Below are 19,838 nucleotides of genomic sequence, written 5' to 3'. Positions count from 1 at the left end.
ACCATGGCAAAGGTACATTTAACGTCGCTTGGCTGTCCTAAAAATCGTGTTGATGCCGAGCATATGCTCGGTGTTGCCCGAGCTTTAGGGCATGAATTAGTTTCCAATGCTGACGATGCAGACACGTTAGTGATCAATACATGTGCATTTATTAATGAAGCAAAGGAAGAATCCATTGACGGTATTTTACAGTTGGCCAAACTCAAAGAAGAGTCTGGTGGAAAAAAGAAGCTGATTGTGACAGGATGTTTGGCTCAGCGTTATGCCAAAGAGTTAGAAAAGGATATTCCTGAGGTCGATCATTTTTTTGGTACCTCGGACTATGCTAACGTAGCTGATGCTTTGGATACTAAAGGCCAAAATAAATCACCGTTGATAAAGCTGGGAAATAAATCGCTGAGCAAAAATATGGTTTCTAGTGATTTATCCTACATTGAAAAATTTGATCTGCCACGGATAAATACCTCTCCATCTTTTTCTGCTTATTTGCGAATTTCTGAAGGTTGCGACAACAAATGTGCCTTTTGCATTATTCCTAAGTTGAGAGGAAAACAACGCAGCCGTAGCATCGACGATTTGGTAAGAGAAGCACACTCCTTGGCGCAATCGGGAGTTATGGAACTTAATCTTATTGGGCAGGATTTGACTGCTTATGGTTTTGATATTCCAGGACGCCCAACTCTTGCTGCTTTGCTTAACGAATTGGCGCAGGTGCCGGGGATTCGTTGGGTACGCCAAATGTATGCCTACCCTCGTACCTTCAGCAACGAATATTTTAAAGCTTTTGAGAACAAAAATATTTTGCCTTACATCGATATGCCTGTTCAGCATGGCTCTGCTCATGTTTTGCGTTTAATGAGACGCGGTGGAAGCAAAGAGCGCTTAACAAACATTATGAAAAGTTTGCGCGATAATATTCCTGGTCTCGTGTTGCGTACGACGGTCATGGTGGGATTTCCTGGTGAAAGCGAAGAGGATTTTCTACAGCTTTGTGAATTTATTAAAGAAAATAAGTTTGAGCGTCTTGGAGTTTTTAAATACTCCAATGAAGAAAACACGCAAGCTTTTGATTTTTCTCAGCAAGTTCCAGAAGAGATTAAAGAAGAACGCTTTCATAAACTCATGTCAATTCAAAGAGAAGTCTCATCTGAGCTTTTGCAAAAACTGCTTGGTACTGAGCAAGAAGTAGTGGTCGAAGGTCGTTGTGATGAACATGAGTATTTGGTGAAGGGGCGCATGTGGTCGCAGGCGCCAGAAATCGATGGTCAAGTTTATATTTCATCCCTTACGCCTCTTGAGCTTGGGCAAGTGGTTAAAGTTTTAATAACTGGTACTCACGATTATGATCTGGCCGGCGAAGTGATTGAGTAAGTTTTTATATAAGCTGTTCAAGAAAATTTTTAAAAACTATGTTCAGTTTTTAGCGCCCTGCACAATTTGCGGGCGCGCTCAATTTTGTTGATATTTTTATTGTTCAATTATTTTTTAAAGTTTGAGTTATTATTGTTTTTAATGGTATAAATTATTTGAAAAACAATAACTATCAAGCTTGTTAAATAATTCTGCGTTCCAAAGTTTTTCAAGGAAATGTAGTGACTTTTTTGAAGAATAAATTTTATCACGAAAAAAAAAGTAAAAAATTCTATGCCCTTATTAAAATTTTATTTGTGCCATTTTTATTTTTATCTTCGTTGTCATGCGGAGATATAGCAAAGATTCCCGTAGCTGAATCAAATCAAAAAGATGAACCAGAATTTGAAATAGAGATTGATCAAGTAAACAACGGTATTTCAATTAATAATAATGTAAAAAAACTCGATGAGACTACTGCTAAGCAAACGCTCGATTTTGCTCAGTCAATTAGCCAAAAGAAGGAGGGAAAATTTGCTCGTTTAGCTAAACCTGCTGCCGCTTTAGCTATTACGGCATTTACCAACATTCCCGAAGAAAAATTAGAAAAAATAACTTCAGGAGCCGGAAAAACTCTTGGTATGGGCATAGAAACTTTTGGTACTTATGTTGGGGTGAGTGTAGGTCTTGCTATTGGAACTACATTTTTTAGCGAATTTGGTGGAAGTATTTTTGGGCCCATAGTGGGGCGCTTGGTTGGGAAATATACGAGTAAAGCTGTAAGTTATTTGGTTATCTATCTGCTCAATAAAATTCCTGAATTTCAAAAAAATCTAAAAGAAAAAGAACGCCAGAAAATGATAGATGCAGCCATAAAAGCAGCTGAAGAACAAATCGCTCAACAGCTATCGCCTTCATTTGTTAATTGAAATAATTATATATTTAAAACGCGGTTTTGTTTGAAATTTTATTTCGCTAAAAATAAATTTCAGCTGGAAATGATATTGATAAATGTTGTTTGCAGACGGAGCAAAGAGCATGTATTCCAGCGTGGAAAGTTTTTTTAAAGACCTGTGGGTGTGGGTTTTAGTGCTATTGATGGTCAGAAGTATTATCAAGAAAAAAAAGATTCCAGCAGGAACTATGTTGTTGCTCAATAGCTGTCTTAAGCATTCGGCAAGAAAACGCTTTGGAAAATTGTAGGTGAGTTGAGTGAGGAAAACAAGCAATGCGCGTCAGTATATTTCTGTCTCGATGCTTATGTGGTCTTTGTTAGGTTTTTTTGTAGCATTTTTTATATTTATTTCACTGTATAGAATTTCTCTTACGACCGATGGCTTAGGAATAATTCTTTTTAAGGGAGGAATGGGGCAGCTGAGCAGTACCCAAAGTGCCACGGTTGAGAAGTGGTTTTTGGAAGAGGGTGATGCTTTTAAAACAGGGGATAAGCTGGTGAGTTTGCGCTCACATTTGCCTCCTTTTAGGCTGGACGCCCTAAAAGCAAATGATGCAGCCATTCTTGCAGAGGTGGTAGCCTATCCTGGTACCAAGGTTGAGCCTGGTGATGCTTTAGCATTTTTAAGTGCCCACGGTGATAAACGCTCTGATCTCGAAGTGATTGGTTTTGTATCATCCCTTGAGGGAAAAAAAATACATTCTGGCATGAGGGTAAGCATCATGCCAACGATTACCAATGAATACAGGGATGGCATTTTATTGGGTGAGGTAAAGCGCGTTGGCAAACTTCCTGTGTCAAAAGCAGCCATAAATTCTTTGGTAAAAATTCCAGAACTTGCCAAATATATTCGTAGTCGAATCGAAGCAGAACCATTTTTGGTAGTGATAAATTTACAAAAAGATCAATTGCAGCCATCGGGTTATCGATGGCAAGGAAGAGGTCCTCCTTTCGTGCTTGATTCTGGTCTGCTTGCTTATTTTCGCGTTGAATACGAGCAAAAAACCTTGCTCGAAACTTTTTGGCCCTGGCTTACATCATGGTGGGAGAGCTAGGAGATGTTTTTCAAAAGATCCATTAAAACCCCCGTTCGACTCCAAATAAATCCTGTTGAGTGCGGGGCTACGTGCTTAGGAATAGTTCTCGATTACTATGGATATAAAAATAATCAACAACAGCTTAACCAACTCTTAGGGATTTCAAAAAACGGCAGCGATGCTCTTGATATCATCAAGGGTGCACAACAATTTGGTCTTAATGCTCATGCTCAAAAGAAAAGCGCGGCTCAGATAGCAGATGATAAAAAACCAAGCATTATTTTTGTTGATGACTGCCATTTTGTGGTTTTAGAAAGCATAAAAAATAAAAACTACCACATTAATGATCCAGCCAAAGGGCGCTATTGTTTATCTCAGCGGGAATTTCGTAGAAGATTTAGTGGCGTTGAGATAGTCATTGAAGGAAAAAAACAAAAGCTAAAACGCTTTTATGAAACAGGGCACATAAATATTTTTTTCATTTTTGCGTTTTTGATTCAAACTTTGCTGATTTTATTTTTTAGCTCTTTATTGCAAGGATTCTCCTTAGAAGCCCAAGAAAAATTTGTCGCCATAGGCCTGAGTTTCACATTATTGGCTGCGGTATTTTTTTCTTCTTACGGCTTACAAAAAGTCTTGATGAAAAAAATCGATCGTCATGAAAAAAAATTCCAAAGCTCATTTATTGATAGCTTTCATATGCTTAATCCTGCATTTTTTGAAACACGACCTTTTGAGCGTTTTACTTCCGCACTGATGAAACTTAATAGGGTGGACTCAGTTGTTGCACCACAAAGATTGGCAGTATTTTTGGCGATTCTCTTAACTCTGATGATGGGGCAGCTTTTACTCTTTTGGCCATTTGCCTTTGTGTTACTAGGATTTTTATTTTTTTCTTTTTGGGCGGAGCGCAACAGCGATCATACACAAAAAAATTTCATTGACACGCTTCACCTTAGAGCTTTGTTTGGGCAGTTTTTAGATATGGATGCCATGGGGCAAAGACATGTCTTATTAAAAGAACAAATTGAACGTGACGTTGTCGATATCAGAAAATTATCAAATTGTTATGCCAAAGATGATTCAAATAATATTGTGCACATTGCACTGTTACTATTGGCAGTGTTAAGTGAGAGTTTAATAGCGCATTATTTTTTACAAAATGGTAGTTTAGAGCACAGCTCTTTGCTCACATCCTTTTGTTTTTTGTTGATGACAAGCTACGCCATTCGGATTCTCACAAAAAATATAGCCCCAGAAATATCACACACGGATGCACTCATAGATGAAATGAATAGTCAAATAAGAAGTGAATGCGTCTATGCTTCAGATAGTGTGATAGGGCTTCATAATGCGAGCTTTGGCTACCCAAAAGAAGAGCCTCTTTTTGATAAGGCTGATTTAAAAATCAAAAAAAATTCTGTTTACGCCTTGGTGGGAGAACCACTCTGTGGAAAATCCACACTGCTAAAAATTTTGGGGCAGAAATTAAATCTCAACTTAGGAACTTTGCTTTCACCAAACAAAGATCGGAACACAATAAAATATTCATTGATCGATGATGACGCCCAGCTTTTTGAAGATAGTTTGCTTGAAAATGTGCGAGTGTACGAACATAGATTTGGTGAACGAGATGTAAGTCAGGCCTTGCAGTTGGCATGCGTGGAGGAGCTTTTCTTTAATCGATCGATGGGGCTGTTAGCGCCTATTGAAAGAGGTGGGGTCAACGTAAGTGGTGGTCAAAAAAAACGATTATTGCTTGCTCGTGCTCTTATTCATCAGCCGGATTTAATTTTGCTCGATGATTTTTTTTCAAGCCTTGATGATAACTGTGCCCATAAAATTTTGACCAATCTTAATAATCTGACAAGCAGTGTGATTTTTACCAGCTTTAAAGAAAATCAGTTGGCTATGGCAGATGAAATTATTTTTATTGATCAAAAAAATATTGTGACTGCCTCTCACCTATTTTTGATGGCCAACAATCAACGTTATCATCAACTTATAGGAAAAGTTTTATGACAGTGGCAAGGATAAAATATTTTTCTTTGTGGCACATCGATCCAAGTGATGCTCGGTATGATCACAAACGACACGAAATCGAAAAAATATTGTACCAAGTGGCTGATTATTTTTTGCTGCCAAAAGCAGTGCTTCGACTTCCCCACAAGCTTTCGCTTATGGATGCTCTTAACGCTTATGCGTTTCAGTTAGGTTTGGGTACGCACCTTTATACGCAAGAAAAAGTGAGTGATATGCACATGCCACTCATTGCTCGCAATAAACTGAGCAATGGTGTGAGCCTCCTATTGCCCCATGAGAAAAATAAATTTGTGGTTATAGAGCACAACGCAAAAAATTATCTAATCAAATCGAGCGAAGTAGAAAAACAATTTTCAGAAATTTTGGCTTTCTTTCCCATTCAGAGCCACGCTAGCTCCCCTGTTTCTTTAATCAGTAAACTCATAAAAAAATATTTCTCAAACACGGTGCTATTTATTATTTCTTTATGTGCACTGGCTCTGCTTTCTGCATTTTTTTATGTTGTGACGAGATTTTTTAATAGCACTGGTATGGTTAATATTTTAGTCCTTACAATCAGTGCTTTATTTTTAATCCTTAGTATTTTTGCTTTTGGAAAATTAATTAATTTTGTATCGCATAAAAATTATCTTCCTTCTATGCTGCTTGCTCGTTCACTACTCTATCAACGCTTTTTTAGCGGTGATCAACAGGATTTTTTTAAAAAAGATTTATTTGATTTTTTTCAGTTAAAAGAAAAAATATCCGATGACATTAAAAAATATTTAATTGATCAGAAAAAAAACATTTTTTGTTTTTTAATGGTTTTTTTAAATTTATTTTTAGTGCTGTGGTGGAATCAAAGTGCAGCGATAATTTATTCGGTGTTTATTTTACTTTCATTTGGAATAAAAAAAATAATTGCAAAAAAATACAGCGCATTAAAAAAAGAGTTCCGCTTAGTGGAAAAATTGCAAAGCCAGTACGTTGAAGCATTTAAAGCCACATTTGGCATGTCTGTCAGTTTTGGGGGACTAGACGCATTGCTCGGTAAGATAAGTGAAAATTGGGAAAACATAAGAAAACTTAAGCTAAAGCTCAAGACTTTAAAATTTTCTAAAGAAAATCTAAAAGTTGTGTTTCCTCTTTTGCTTTTGACTGTGTCGGTAGGGTTCATTTTTTGGTGGCAAATCCAGCTTAGTTTTAATGAAATGATCATCGTAGTGATAGATGCGCTTTTAGTAGGCTATGCCTTGGCTCGTTATTCTTTTAAGCTACTTAGGGAGCCTTTAAGCAAAGACACTGCTAAAGAACTTTCAAGCTTGAACCAAAAAATATTTGGACTGAAAGTTTTGCCCATCAATTTAACAGGGCGCATCGAGCTATTAAATGTTTCATTTCATTATGATGATGCAAGTTTTAGTATTTTTAAAAATATCAACGTAGTTGTAGAGGCTGGGAAATTTTATCAGATTATTGGTCCTTCAGGGCGAGGGAAATCGACTTTGCTGAAATTAATGTCGGGGTTTATTTTTTCTAAGAATGGCGAAGTATTGCTTGATGGGCAGGATATAAAAAGTTTAGACATCGATGCCACTCGAGCGCATTTTGGTGTGGTTTCTCAAGAGAGCTCACTTTTTGCTGGTACTATTTATGACAATATTATTTGTGGGCGAAAAATAAGCCATAAGAAGCTTGAAGAGCTTCTTCTTTCTTATGAGATTTTTGATTATATTCTTGATTTACCGCTGGGGTTACAAAGTTATGTTTTTGGCCATGGAAACAATCTTTCTAAAGCACAAATCTTAATTATTTTGCTTGCTCGGGCACTTATTCACGAGCCGAAAATTTTATTTATGGATGAGATATTTGAGGGGATCGATGCCACAGAGCAAAAAAATTTGAAGGATTTTTTAAGCTCCATAAACATTACTCGTTTGTTGGTTTCTCACCAAGCGCTTGATATAAAAAATACAAACATAATTAATAGCGAAACTTTTTTGCTCAAAAACCAATCATAAAAGATATTACTCCGTAATAAAGAAATTTTATGGAGTCTATGTGACAAAAATAAATGGACTAGAGAAAGGTGCGTTTTTAAATAGGAATCAAGATTTAGATTTTAAAAAGGAAGAAATCAACATAGATGCTACAGTTAGAGATCAAACAATTTCCAGTATGGAAATATTCGGCATAAAAATAAGCGGCATAAAATTAGAAGATCTTCATTATGGAAAATTATCCATCGACGTTCCACTTATTCGTGGGGACAAAAATTTCATTGGAGTGAATAATAATACTTCTCTAAGCATAGACAAAAATACTTTTGCTCATATAGAAATTGAAGTCGGGAAAAATGAGCAAAATAAAATCGTACTTAAAAATTTTCAAATAATCTTCTCCAAAGAAATTGCTATTAATAATCCTGCCGCGGCATTAACAAAACAAGCAAAAAATAGTCCAATACTTGCTTCGATTAAAGATGCCCTAGCCGATGTAAAGCTAAAAAAAATAAGTGTAGGAAATGAGGGGAAAGTTTTTGTCGATGGCCATATTCAAGCGCTTAAAATTTTTAATAAAAAATTAGCTCCTCAAATTACGAACATTAAATTACCTCAGTTAGATGAAAACTTTTTGATCGATATTGGGATACTTCCGTCTCCAAACAATTCAGTTTCTGGCCATTTAAAAGATATCAGCACTCGTTTTGATCTCAGAAAAATTTTAAGAGTCCTTGGAGCTCTATCAGGGCAAGCAGATTTTTCAATTGAAGTTGAAGGCGCTCCATCGCAAATATCTTTAGAAAAAGCAGATAAAACTCTTAGAGGAAAATATGCAGATTTTAATTTTAAGAGTTCAGGTAAGTTAGATCTTAGTTCAAGGGGCGAACTTTCGATTGTAGTAAAAAAAGAGCAAAACCAACTTTTGTGCTCACTCGGATCCTTTTCTATGGGAGGACGTTTAAAAATTTCACCACGCTCCAAAAATAAATTTAGATTTGATGTGGATGGCGAGATTGATGGAAATATTTCCGATGTAAAAATTGAAGGTGTCAGTAAAAAAAATCTTGATCAAGCACTTCCTGTGAGAAGAAATATAAAAAGCGCCATCGGTAAGGAACAAGAAAAAACACCTTTTAATTATGAAATTGGAGCTGATGAGCTTCATATTTTATCGCAAGTTGGTGTGAGTGGGCGATTAAGTTCAGATAAAAAATTTGCCAAGGGAGCTGCACGAGCAGTATTAACTGCCCGAAATCCCTTTGTAAAATTGGGGAATAGAGGGGCGCAATTGACTGCGCACACTGTTGTTGATGTGGGAGTAAAAGATTTTGCTATTGATGGTCGGAATAACTTTGCCAAAGCTCAGGCAAAAATAGGAGTAATTCCAGGCAAAAAATTACTTCAAGATTTTCCAGAGTTAAAGCCCTTAAATTTGGATTATAAAATCACTATCAATAAAGAGCAGGCTAGAATAAAGCCTCCTGAGTACGGATTATTGCGATTTATTCGTCCGATCGTTAATTTGGAAGGTCATCATGAACGGGTAAATACTGAAATAACTCAGCATCCGCTTCACTCAATCGGAAGCCCTGAAAATTTTTTGCAAGTACAAGAAATAACTGGAGCGCAATTGCATGATGCAAGCGAAGTTAAAATTCTGATTGACGGTACACACTCAATGCCAGAGCGACTTCGCATGATTGGTGAAGCAAAAGAACAGGTTTGTTTTCAGACTTTGACGTTTAAAGACGACAGCTCAGGCTGGAAATTTGCTCATGCCTTGGTTGAAGCTCAGAAAAGAGGAGTAGCTGTTCGAGGTATTGTCGACTCGGTTGGCAATATAAATTCTATTAAAGATCTAGAACAGACTAATGCGATCTATAGCTATCTTATTGCCAACGGAGTTGATCTGAGGATTTACAATAATACCGTTGAGAAAGGTTTGAGAAAAATATTTAGTATTACAAAAAAATATCCACTGCTTTTTAGGGAGCCATTTGAAAAATCCCTGAGCAATATTTCCGGCATGCTCGATTACTTGGAAAAAGTTGTGTGCAGCATCCACGATGATTCGTGGAAAATTGATTTAGGTGATCGCAATGAATTAGCAAAAGCCATTAAAAGTATTTTTGGCGGGAAAGAGTTTGCATCTCCTCATTTGTATGTGAACGAGCTTAAGGAAATTTTATCTCAGCCGATGGTTGATACCAATAAAATGCTGATTGCACTCAAACGTGTGGCAAATGTTTCATACCGGAGTCACGAAAAATATCTCATTGTCGATGGTGAACAAGCAATAGTTGGAGGCATGAACATTGCTGATGAATATTTGGGTAATAATGACACTTTGGTTAATGTAGATGGTAGGATGCAGCCTGCATGGCGTGATTCAGATGTGTTGCTGCGAGGGGATATCGTCCGAGATGTTTATAAATGCTTTCGCAGAAATTGGGTGCATATTGCTCATGAGCGACTGGCTTTTAAACCAAAGATTTCCAATGACGATACAAAAGATGATAATGACAATGTCAAAGTGAGCGTGATTCAGCACCGCCCATGGGAAGATGGCGACGATAATATTGTTAATTTTTTTCTATACAATTTAAGAACGCTTAAACCTGGTGAAAAAGCTTGGTTTGAAACCGCATACTTTTTACCGAGGGGAATATTGAGACCATTGCAAAAAGAACTTGTTCGTGCAGCAAAGCGTGGTGTCGATGTAAGAATTTTGACAAACAGCAAAGAAACGAGCGATTTCAAACAATTGGTTGAAGCAGCCATTTTCGATTACCGTGAACTTTTGAAAGCAGGTGTCAAAATCTATCAGAGAAATCAAAACCGCACAGTTCACGCCAAAGTAGCAGTTCTCGGTGATAAGCTTACTACTATTGGTTCTTATAACTTAGATAATCGTTCAGCCAACCACGATACTGAAGACTTATGTGCTATTTATGATGAGAGAATTAATCAAGAAATGTATCAGCAGCTCTTGATTGATATGTTCGAGCAATCCGATGAAATAACATTAGCTCAGATAGAATCCAATCCTTTAGACAAAGAGCTGAGCGCTGCGGCTAAACTTTTATTAGGCGAGCTTTTCTAAAAAATGATTTCGAACTTATTTTTTAATGAGCTTCAAAATTATTTTTGGCGCCAATATTTATCAGTTAAGGGCAGTTGAATCTTGATAGGCAATCTAAATATAGCGACAACCTTTAAAATGGACGATAGCTGACTAGCCACATGATAAGCATAATGAAAATGCAGCTGCTGATAGCTACTACCTGGCGTTTTTTTACCATATCTTGGATCATCTCAGCATCAGCTTTGCGACGTATAATAGATTTTTGCATGCGCATATCTGCAAATACGAGCCCAAGTACAATCACTACCAAAATTACTTTGGCATACATGTAACCAGCGTCTTTAAAATTTTCCCAAAAGAGCGCAGATGATTGTAAAATTCCACTGATAATAAGAAGAACCAGTCCTGGTGCTGCAATAAAATGCATGCAATTCCAGGCATCTAGCGTTCCTTTCACGCTGTGTTTGCTCTTTTTGACCAACACCAGACTTGTAGTGATTCCTCCCAGTAAGAGGGCGAAGCCAAAAAAGTGCACCATGCGGTAGATTGGTATCATAAACTCCATTTGCAACTCCCTTTTTATCGTGCGAAATACCAAGTGAATTATTTTTTGTTGTTTCGATGTTAACAATAAAAGAAGGCTTAGGTTTCTTTAAAGTTCCAAGCAATAGGTTAGAAAATGCATGATTTAAAGTGGTTGGAAGCAAATTTTTCTGAAGCAAAAAAATTACTCAATAAGCGAGGCGTTGTTCCATCGATCGATCAGCTGCTTACTTTGCTTAAACAACGTCGAGAACTTATCCTTGGTTCTGAAGAACTTAAGCGTCAGAGAAATGAAATTAATCAGCAACTCAAAACTGCGGATAAATCTATAATAGATGTGCGTAGAGAAGAAATGCGTACCTTAGCGCAAAAGATTAAAGCTGATGATGAAGTGCTCAATAAAGTTGAATCTGAACTTTCATTGTTAGCATTGGATATTCCAAACCTACCAAGGGCCGATGTTCCTGATGGCGTAAGCGAAGAAGATAATATTGTTGTAAAAACGGTTTTAGAAAAACCAAAGTTTAGTTTTACGCCCAAGGATCATACTGAGCTTGGAGTATTGACCGATACTATCGATATGGCTCGCGCGGCTAAAATTTCTGGCTCTCGATTTGCATTTTTAAAAGGTGATGCAGCCAAGCTCAACCGTGCTCTAATACAATTTTTTTGCGATTATCACATCAAAAAAGGTGATACCGAACTTTGCCCACCCTATATGGTACGCGAGCAAGCAATGATCGGAACTGGGCAGTTTCCCAAATTTATGGACGATGCCTTTAAAGTTATCGAGGAAGATGGTGAGCCTTATTATTTAATTCCGACAGCTGAAGTTCCTGTCACCAACTTTCATGCTGATGAGATAATCGATGAAGAAAAACTTCCATTGCGCTACTGCGCATACTCTGCTTGTTTTAGAGCAGAGGCAGGAGCTGCTGGTCGAGACACCAAGGGTTTGATACGCCTTCATCAATTTGAAAAAGTTGAGATGGTTCGTTTTGCTCATCCCGATCAAGCGATGAACGAGCTGCAAGCGATGGTCGATCGAGCATCGGACATGCTTACACAGTTAGAACTTCCCCATCGAGTTGTGGAACTTTGTGGAGGAGATTTGGGTTTTCATTCGGAAAAAACCTTTGATATAGAAGTTTATTTACCTGGCCAAGATGCGTATCGAGAAATTTCTTCGTGCTCTTCGTTTGGATCTTTTCAAGCCCGCAGAGCAAAAATTCGCATGAGGATGAAAGATGCTAAACCACAACCATTGGTTACGCTCAATGGCTCGGGTTTACCTTTAGGAAGAACCATTGTCGCTCTTTTTGAGAATCATCAGCAAGCAGATGGCACCATTCGCATTCCTAAAGTGCTTCAGTGCTATATGGGCGGACAAGAGTTTATTAAACTAAAGTGAGGCTAAGCTATTCTGAGCTTAATTGGCAGGTGTGGCCCCACTGCTTGCCAAAAATTATTTCTAAGGTTGACAACATAATGTTTTCGGTCGTGTCCAGAAAAAGTTGAAAGGCTTCTTAATAAATTTTTTCACTAAGTCATCGCGTGCGCTGCGGAATCGTTCAAAAATTTATTAAGAAGCCTTTCAACTTTTTCTTTACATCACCGATGTTTTCATATTGTTTCATGCAGTTCATAGTGTCTAGAAAAGTTTTATTAAGTTGGCATGATTAGCTTAAGTTGAGGAAAGACATGCTAAGAAAAATTATTTTTTGTTTATTTTTTACAGCGTCGATTTGTGCCACGAACTTGAGCCAAAGGCTCGATCAAGTCAGTGTTAATCCGTTGATGTCGCCAATTTTTAGAGCGATTTTAAGCGATATTGATAAAAAATTAGAACAGGAGTGTGAGCTCAAAGATACAGCCAAAGCGCTCTTGGCTAAAAAAAATTGTAATGCCGAAGATCTTAATAGTTTAAAACAAGTATTTGTTGGTTACTTAAAAAATTTAGCAGTTCGAGATGCCGAATTGGAAGAATTCTTTGACGAACTTTCTTTAATCAATTGGTGAGAATATTGTAAGCCTCTTAATTTTTGGAGAAAAAATTAAAAGGCTTTTTTAAAAAATTATTTAATTTCTTTTTCGTGAGGCCATACACCCTTATAGCTTGGTCGTGAGCGCAAACGTTCTCGCCAAGAAAATACATGAGGGTAGGCATCGGATTCGATTCCTTTGACCATTTCGAGCAAGTCGAGCAATGGGGTGGCAAAGGTATCGGCAACGGAATAATCACCAGACAAAAAAGCTCTGCGGGCAAGATGCTTATCGAGAATGTCGAGAGTGGCAAAGAATTCTTGAGTTTTGCGCTCGACCATACCCTTTTGCGATTCAGCAGAGCCGCTTTCTTCAAGGGCAGACCACAGTTGTACAGCGAAGCTTGAGCCAATAAAGCTGAGCCACGATAAACTTTGAGCTTTGGAAGATAAATCTTGAAAACCAAGTGATTTATCCTGAAAACGCTCTGCTAAAAATAATAAAATGGCTGTGGTTTCAAAAATAGCGAGCTCTCCACCAGGGCGATGTTCTACTAACGCAGGCAGTGTGCCAAAGGGGCTGCGCTTTAAAAAGGCAGCGGTGCGAGGTTTGTCATGGTCAACTTCGCGCGGAGTAAAGCTTACTTCGCACTCATTCAGAGCAATGCGTACAGCCACACAAAAAGGCGAAGGACGGTATTCGTATAGAGTAAATGGTGGCGCTTTTGATTGAGCCATATGTGACGCTCCCTTGACTTTAGTTTTCAAAAATCGCTACGGTGCACAAACGAAATTTGCGATAGAGTGCACCTTTTAAATAAAGGTTTTATTTAACTCTCGGGTATGCCATGAGAAAAGGTTTTTGGAAAGGACTTAGACTTATAGAAATAAGTATAATTTGGGCGCTTATTATTGTTGCCATTAGTATCGTATATGTGCGTTATGATGCATTTATGTGCCGTTCCATCGAAAGTGAGGCCAAATTTTCTCTCGAACAAATTTATGCCGCACAAATGCTCTACCACAAAGAACATGATCATTTTGCATCAATGGAAACGCTAGTCAATAAAGAGCAAAGAGTGTTAATTCCTCAAAAATATTATGTTTTTTCAGATAAATTTCCTCCGCAACAAGACCATTTTTGTATACAGGCTTTCGGGAGAAAAAAAACTTTGGTTTCAGGGCAAATTTGGCAAATTGATGAGGCTCAGGAACTTCTAAATATTGAGTCAAGATGTGGTTATGAGTGAGCGAGTAAATTCAACCTGGATAGTGCCGTCTGATATGCATGGCCTGAGAGTTGATCAGTATTTAACACGCAAGATTGGGAGGATATCTCGCATGCGTGCTGCTCGTATTATAGAGGCTAAAGATTTTTTACTGGATGGAAATCCTGTGAAATTATCCTTGCGTGTAAAGGAAGGGCAGACTGCTACTTTATTTCGTTTTGCGCCCGATCAGCCGGATGACGTGCATAGTTTTGATGTCAAAATTGTTTTTGAAAATGATGCAATTGTAGTGGTGAATAAGCCCTATGGTATGAGCATACATCCAAGCGCCAATTGTCTATATAAAACAGTTACGTATTGGTTGAAGGCAAAGTACCCTGGCCAAAAAATTAATCCGTGTCATCGAATTGATAAAGAAACCTCAGGCTTGGTGGTATGCGCAAAAAAGCGCGATACAGAAAGCATCATAAAAAAATTATTTATGAAAGGAGAGGTGAAAAAAAGCTATCTTGCCGTGGTACAGGGGCAGCTTAAAAGAAGCCAACTCATTGATAAGTCTCTTGGGTTGCAAGGAAATAAAGGGCTAGTTGCTATTCGCATGATCGAAGATAGCGACGGTAAAGCTTGTTTCACTAAGGTGCGTCCTATAAAATATTGCGATGATAGTGATAGAACTTTAGTTGTTTGCAGGCCATACACTGGTCGTCAACACCAAATCAGAGCCCATCTAAGTCTAATTGGGCACGGAATCGTTGGTGATAAACTCTATACCCATGGTGAAATATTTTTCGACGATTGGTGCAATCGGAGAATCTGTGATGCACAGCTCATTCACCCTCGGCATGCTTTGCATGCAAGTTCATTGGCTTTTAAGATCGATGAAAAAAAATATATTTTTAAGGCAAGTATTCCTGGCGACTTTTATGGGTTAATTAACTTGTAGTTTAAAGTGATATAGTAGTGTTAAGTGTAGTGAGTAGTGGCTGTTGTTGCGACTTGTTTTATTTTATTGATTAATTTGTTTAATTTTTTTATGCAAAAAAAATGTGATTATATTTTAGGTAGTATTGTATCTTTATTCTCGAATAAGGCTTTTCTAATTGCGTGAAGCAATTCCGTTTAGCTTTTTTAGGGGGTATCTAAAATGCACTGTTGTCGCTACCTGACACTGATTTTTTTGCTTGTCTTCATGGCATGCGGTGGAAATTCTCCTTCCTCAAAATCGCAAAAGCGAGCAAGAGGGAGAAAAAGCTCACCACAAATTTCTTTGACTAACACAGAAAAGGCTCCACAAACAAAAGAGCCATCAGCAATTGAAAAAATTGATTCTGATAATGATTTTGTTGGTGGGCATTCGGGAGGAGCAAGCGTTGCACCTGCACCAGTTGCCCCACCACCGCCACCGCCACCAGTAGCCGTGCCTGTTCCTGTACCAGTGCCTGAAGTAGAGACAATTGTGCACAGATGTGGTGATGGACGCCAAAGTAAAAATGAAGCATGTGATGATGGAAACTTGGTCAATGGTGATGGCTGTAGTGCACATTGTCTTATTGAAGAGTGTGGTGATGGAGTCGTAGTTTCTCCTACAGAACAATGTGATGATGGAAATTTGGAAGGTGGTGATGGTTGTAGTGCATCATGTACCTTAGAAAACTGTGGTGATGGTGTCATCAATATTGGTGAAGTATGTGATGATGGCAATAATGTAAATGGTGACGGATGTAGTTCTGCATGCCAACTTGAAGTGTGTGGAAATTCAATTCTCAACATAGATGAAAACTGTGACGATGGTAACACTGTTGATGGTGATGGTTGCTCTTCAGTGTGTTTAATTGAGCGATGCGGCAATAACATAGTTGATCCCAATGAACAGTGCGATGATGGCCCAACAGGAAGCGAGGCTTGTAGCCCACTTTGTCAGCTTCGCGTCTGTGGAAATGGAATTTTGGATCCAGGAGAAGCCTGTGATGACGGAAATATAGAGTCCGATGATGGGTGCAGCAGCTTGTGTGAAGTGGAAAGCTGTGGCGATGGAATCATTCAAGCGAGTGAACAATGTGAGCCACCTAGTCAAGGAAGCTGTACGTTTACGTGTCAATTGGCGGTTTGCGGTGATTCGATTCTGAGCCCACCAGTAGAAGAGTGTGAAGATGGTAACACTGTTGATGGCGATGGCTGTAGTTCAAGTTGTACGCTTGAAAACTGTGGTAACGGCGTGGTTGATGCGGGTGAAGAATGCGATGATGGAGATACTGTTGCAGGGCCACTGTGTAGTGATATTTGCCAAATTCCACGATGTGGCAATGGCTACCTAGAACCTGATGCGACAATTCCTGAACAATGCGAGGATGGTAATACTAATGCTGGAGATGGTTGTTCGCCTACATGCCAAGTAGAAGAATGCGGTAACAATGTAGTTGATCCTGGAGAGGAATGCGATGCGGGACCTATGGGAGATCTCATATGTAGTTCGAGCTGTCGCTTGCATATTTGCGGTAATGGCATCATTGATCCAGGTGAGGGGTGTGAAGATGGCAATACTGATCCTAATGATGGATGCAGTGCAACCTGTCAGCTTGAAAGCTGTGGAGATGGCATAATTCAAGCAAGTGAAGCATGTGAACCACCTGGAGTTGGTAGTTGCGCTATCAACTGTCAGTTAGCTGTATGCGGTGATTCAATCTTGAGCGCACCAATAGAGGAATGTGAAGATGGTAATACCGTTGCAGGGGATGGTTGCAGCGATACTTGTCAACTAGAGCATTGTGGTGATGGAAACATTGATCCAGGTGAGCAGTGTGATGACGGAGACAATATCCCAGGTCCATTATGCAGTGCTATCTGCCAAATTCCAGCTTGTGGCAATGGCTATCTAGAACCAGAAGCAGCTATTCCTGAGCAATGTGAAGATGGCAATAACATAAGTGGAGACGGTTGCTCCGATACATGCCAGGTTGAATCCTGTGGCAATGGAGTAGTAGACGCTGGCGAAGCGTGCGATGATGGCAACACAAATCAAGATGATGGCTGCGATAACTTCTGCCGTATCGTTGTCTGTGGCAACGGAACTATCGAAGGTAATGAGCAGTGTGATGATGGAAATACCGTTGATCTTGATGGTTGTAGCTCTACTTGTCAGCTTGAGCCTGTCATCCTACCTTAGCTGATAATTATTTCTGAAGCTTGGTAAATTATTAAAATTTACTAAGTGTGATAAAAATCCCTCGAATTATTTTGGGGGATTTTTTTATTAGCAGAGTAAGGCAAGCCTAAATAGCTTGTTGACAAATTTTCTGAGCCTACTTAGATAGAACCCGAAATTATATTATTTAAGATTAGAGGAATATATGCAGAAGTTTTTAATCGCTATCTTGCTATATTTGTGTGCTTCTCAAGGACTCCATTCATCGAATGTTACTCATCAAACTTCAGTTAAAGCATCTGCTGCCATAAAAAATTATGCTAATACGTCTCTTTCAAACTTAGAAAAAGAACTGTTCGAAACCAAAAATGAGCTTGAAAAAAGTAAAAAACTCAACCAAGAGCTTTCGGAACAGTTGCAAAAAAAGATCGTTGAGGAAAATGTAAATATTTCTCGACTCAAAAATGATAACAAGAATTTATTTTTGCAGAATAAAAAACTAGTAGAAGAATTGAGACAAGTACTTTGTAATTCAAGAAGTTTATATGACCAGGTTTGTAGCAAAGATGAAAATTTAAGAGTTTATGAAGGAGCGTATAAAAATTTGAGCGATGCCTATATCCTAATGCACCATGAAAATGAAATGTTATCACAAGAAAATATTAACCTTGCTTCATGGAGTACCAACTTTTGGAACAGAGAGTATTATCTGGAGAAAGAACTTCTGGAGCTAAAAGCCTATATCCATACAATTCAGCCAGAAAATTATTTAGATGCTCCTAATAATTTGTCTGAATTTAATCTTCGATACTCCCAGTGGAACAATAATCTTGGGCAATAAGTTTTCACAAAATTATCTATTTAATTAAGCTATTAAATCAACTTCCATAGATGCTTTAATAGTACATAATTTTGCTTTAAAACCCTCTTTTCTTAGAGCATATTTTCTGTAAGCTTTTACATGCTGAGTTCAGAGGAAATTTGGCAGTAGTGCTGCCTACAGGCGAGCATCGCCTTTGGGTAATGAGTGAAATAAATGTTACATAAAATTTTATTACTAGTATTATTTTCTAGTTTGTTTTCTTGCAGTGAAGGTTCCAATGATCCTAATTCAATAAATCTTCAAAGGCCTGCAAAAACCAGTATAAATTTTGGACAGAAAAATTACTCTATGTCAGAGGCTGAGTGGGATAAGTTCATGAATCTCCCATTTCTCTATTACGCTTTAGTGGCAATTCCTACGGTAAATTTCTTGCCCACCGACTACGCTATGTCTGCCGTTCCTCAAGCCACAGTTTTTGGCGATTATCATGCAAAAAAATTTTCATGCACAATGGCAGTCAAATTTTCATCAATTTTTGAAAAAAATCTTCCAATAGATCTTCAGGCCGAACTCAGAAAAAGAGGCCTATTGAATAGTAAATCTGTTGATATTGCATGGGTCATTCAGCCCCTAGAAAATCTTGGTGGAAATTCGGATCAGTCTAATAAGCATTTAACTTATTTGAAGGGACATGGTTGGGCAGACCCTGAATCTAAGGGGACGAAAGTTGGGAGCTGGGAAATTGACCGGAAATTTCTATATGGGCTTTTTGATATGGATGTAGATATTTCTTAGAGGCTGTAAAAAAAATCAAATCTCAGGTGGTAAGCCAATTTTCCAATCGTCTGATACATAATCTTGCATTAGCGATGTAGTTCATTGATTCCTGATGCTTTGTATTCTTCTCATAGTTACGCACCAGACGCCTATTTCGATTCAGCCAAGCAAAAGTTCGTTCTACGGCCCAACGAAATATTTGTGGTACAAACCCCTTTTGCCCTTTTAAACGTTCCGCAGTTTCTGTGCTTACGCCTACTCTCAAGTCTGAAGACAAATTCTTATATGCGTTATCTCCAAGAATCTTCGCTAATCTGGGAAACTTCTCGCGCTTATTGAGCTCAGTAACCAATTCCTCGCCGGCAACCCTATCAGATACATTTGCTGCGGTACAAATGCATAGGAGCATCAATCCCATCGTATCAACAACGATGTGGCGCTTTCTTCCATTAATCTTCTTTCCCCCATCCAAACCACGCTCATCTACTCCTGGTTCCGCTGTCTGTGATTGGGAGTCGATGGAAACAAGTGAGGGGCTTGCATCTCTGCCAGCACAGGTTCTGACTATTGCCACGAGAATGCAGTTTAAGACCGCCCACAAACCAGAAACAGACCAGGTGCGAAAATAGTGATAGACAATACCGTGAGGAGGAAATTCATTGGGTAAACAACGCCACACACAGCCGTTCTTTAAAACATAGAATATGGCATCAACTATGCTCCGAAAGCTATAGACACGACGTCTGCCTCGTTTGGCGTTAGCAGGAAAAAGTGGCTCAATCACCTCCCAGGCACAATCTGACAAACAGGTCTCATACAAGCACGACATGATATTTCCTTTCAAAAAGGTTTTCACGTCATACTTTCGTCACAGCGACATTTATTGAACC

General features: G+C 38.5%; 16 protein-coding genes. 13 read left to right on the top strand and 3 right to left on the bottom strand.

What is annotated here, in order from left to right; genetic code table 11:
- Nucleotides 1–3: 3 nt before the first annotated feature.
- From rimO to H6731_03265, 6 genes are all read left to right on the top strand, one after another.
- Nucleotides 4–1,371 (top strand): 30S ribosomal protein S12 methylthiotransferase RimO, encoded by a 1,368-nt coding sequence (rimO, locus tag H6731_03290; GenBank protein ID USN51446.1) that lies wholly within the window; start codon nucleotides 4–6, stop codon nucleotides 1,369–1,371.
- Nucleotides 1,372–1,592: 221 nt separating this feature from the next.
- On the top strand, nucleotides 1,593–2,279 hold the full coding sequence (locus H6731_03285) for a hypothetical protein (protein USN51445.1): 687 nt from the start codon (nucleotides 1,593–1,595) through the stop codon (nucleotides 2,277–2,279).
- Between the two features lie 283 nt (nucleotides 2,280–2,562).
- Entirely contained in the window at nucleotides 2,563–3,360 is a 798-nt protein-coding gene (locus tag H6731_03280) for a hypothetical protein (protein USN51444.1), read from the top strand.
- 3 nt (nucleotides 3,361–3,363) lie between these two features.
- On the top strand, nucleotides 3,364–5,364 hold the full coding sequence (locus H6731_03275) for an ATP-binding cassette domain-containing protein (GenBank protein USN51443.1): 2,001 nt from the start codon (nucleotides 3,364–3,366) through the stop codon (nucleotides 5,362–5,364).
- Entirely contained in the window at nucleotides 5,361–7,385 is a 2,025-nt protein-coding gene (locus H6731_03270; protein ID USN51442.1) for an ATP-binding cassette domain-containing protein, read from the top strand. The genes H6731_03275 and H6731_03270 overlap by 4 nt, the downstream gene beginning before the upstream one ends.
- Before the next feature lie 40 nt (nucleotides 7,386–7,425).
- On the top strand, nucleotides 7,426–10,470 hold the full coding sequence (locus H6731_03265; protein ID USN51441.1) for a phosphatidylserine/phosphatidylglycerophosphate/cardiolipin synthase family protein: 3,045 nt from the start codon (nucleotides 7,426–7,428) through the stop codon (nucleotides 10,468–10,470).
- 112 nt (nucleotides 10,471–10,582) lie between these two features.
- On the opposite strand, the gene H6731_03260 is transcribed toward H6731_03265, so the two are convergent.
- Nucleotides 10,583–11,017, bottom strand: a complete 435-nt coding sequence (locus H6731_03260; GenBank protein ID USN51440.1) for a hypothetical protein — start codon at nucleotides 11,015–11,017, stop codon at nucleotides 10,583–10,585.
- 114 nt (nucleotides 11,018–11,131) lie between these two features.
- On the opposite strand from H6731_03260, the gene serS reads away from it, so the two are divergent.
- Both serS and H6731_03250 read left to right on the top strand, forming a co-directional pair.
- Nucleotides 11,132–12,406 (top strand): serine--tRNA ligase, encoded by a 1,275-nt coding sequence (serS, locus tag H6731_03255; protein USN51439.1) that lies wholly within the window; start codon nucleotides 11,132–11,134, stop codon nucleotides 12,404–12,406.
- A 290-nt stretch (nucleotides 12,407–12,696) separates the two neighbouring features.
- Nucleotides 12,697–13,014, top strand: a complete 318-nt coding sequence (locus tag H6731_03250; protein ID USN51438.1) for a hypothetical protein — start codon at nucleotides 12,697–12,699, stop codon at nucleotides 13,012–13,014.
- A 56-nt stretch (nucleotides 13,015–13,070) separates the two neighbouring features.
- Here H6731_03250 and H6731_03245 read toward each other — a convergent pair whose 3' ends face one another.
- Nucleotides 13,071–13,715, bottom strand: coding sequence for a glutathione S-transferase family protein (locus H6731_03245; protein USN51437.1), 645 nt, complete (start codon nucleotides 13,713–13,715; stop codon nucleotides 13,071–13,073).
- Between the two features lie 110 nt (nucleotides 13,716–13,825).
- On the opposite strand from H6731_03245, the gene H6731_03240 reads away from it, so the two are divergent.
- The 5 genes from H6731_03240 (at nucleotide 13,826) to H6731_03220 (ending at nucleotide 18,966) form a co-directional block, all read left to right on the top strand.
- Nucleotides 13,826–14,227, top strand: a complete 402-nt coding sequence (locus H6731_03240; protein USN51436.1) for a hypothetical protein — start codon at nucleotides 13,826–13,828, stop codon at nucleotides 14,225–14,227.
- Nucleotides 14,220–15,149 (top strand): RluA family pseudouridine synthase, encoded by a 930-nt coding sequence (locus tag H6731_03235; GenBank protein USN51435.1) that lies wholly within the window; start codon nucleotides 14,220–14,222, stop codon nucleotides 15,147–15,149. The genes H6731_03240 and H6731_03235 overlap by 8 nt, the downstream gene beginning before the upstream one ends.
- 201 nt (nucleotides 15,150–15,350) lie before the next feature.
- Nucleotides 15,351–17,369 carry a DUF4215 domain-containing protein gene (locus H6731_03230; protein ID USN51434.1) on the top strand — a complete coding sequence of 673 codons (2,019 nt, stop codon included), beginning with the start codon at nucleotides 15,351–15,353 and terminating at the stop codon, nucleotides 17,367–17,369.
- 184 nt (nucleotides 17,370–17,553) lie between these two features.
- Nucleotides 17,554–18,189: a hypothetical protein gene (locus H6731_03225; GenBank protein USN51433.1), complete on the top strand. Its 636-nt coding sequence runs from the start codon at nucleotides 17,554–17,556 to the stop codon at nucleotides 18,187–18,189.
- A gap of 195 nt (nucleotides 18,190–18,384) precedes the next feature.
- A complete protein-coding gene (locus H6731_03220) occupies nucleotides 18,385–18,966 on the top strand; it encodes a hypothetical protein (GenBank protein USN51432.1) in 582 nt (193 codons plus the stop codon).
- Nucleotides 18,967–18,988: 22 nt separating this feature from the next.
- Here the strand turns inward: H6731_03220 and H6731_03215 are convergent, their stop codons facing one another.
- A complete protein-coding gene (locus H6731_03215) occupies nucleotides 18,989–19,804 on the bottom strand; it encodes an IS5 family transposase (GenBank protein ID USN51431.1) in 816 nt (271 codons plus the stop codon).
- Between the last annotated feature and the right edge of the window lie 34 nt (nucleotides 19,805–19,838).

This window comes from Myxococcales bacterium, from assembly GCA_023898405.1.
GTDB lineage: Bacteria > Myxococcota > UBA727 > UBA727 > JABDBI01.
This window is presented reverse-complemented; position numbering and strand designations above follow the sequence as displayed.

Coding starts and splice junctions, on each gene's coding strand:
- rimO (USN51446.1), top strand. CDS start 4: ATGGCAAAGGTACATTTAACGTCGCTTGGCTGTCCTAAAAATCGTGTT.
- H6731_03275 (USN51443.1), top strand. CDS start 3,364: ATGTTTTTCAAAAGATCCATTAAAACCCCCGTTCGACTCCAAATAAAT.
- H6731_03270 (USN51442.1), top strand. CDS start 5,361: ATGACAGTGGCAAGGATAAAATATTTTTCTTTGTGGCACATCGATCCA.
- H6731_03260 (USN51440.1), bottom strand. CDS start 11,017: ATGGAGTTTATGATACCAATCTACCGCATGGTGCACTTTTTTGGCTTC.
- serS (USN51439.1), top strand. CDS start 11,132: ATGCATGATTTAAAGTGGTTGGAAGCAAATTTTTCTGAAGCAAAAAAA.
- H6731_03250 (USN51438.1), top strand. CDS start 12,697: ATGCTAAGAAAAATTATTTTTTGTTTATTTTTTACAGCGTCGATTTGT.
- H6731_03245 (USN51437.1), bottom strand. CDS start 13,715: ATGGCTCAATCAAAAGCGCCACCATTTACTCTATACGAATACCGTCCT.
- H6731_03240 (USN51436.1), top strand. CDS start 13,826: ATGAGAAAAGGTTTTTGGAAAGGACTTAGACTTATAGAAATAAGTATA.
- H6731_03235 (USN51435.1), top strand. CDS start 14,220: ATGAGTGAGCGAGTAAATTCAACCTGGATAGTGCCGTCTGATATGCAT.
- H6731_03230 (USN51434.1), top strand. CDS start 15,351: ATGCACTGTTGTCGCTACCTGACACTGATTTTTTTGCTTGTCTTCATG.
- H6731_03225 (USN51433.1), top strand. CDS start 17,554: ATGCAGAAGTTTTTAATCGCTATCTTGCTATATTTGTGTGCTTCTCAA.
- H6731_03220 (USN51432.1), top strand. CDS start 18,385: ATGTTACATAAAATTTTATTACTAGTATTATTTTCTAGTTTGTTTTCT.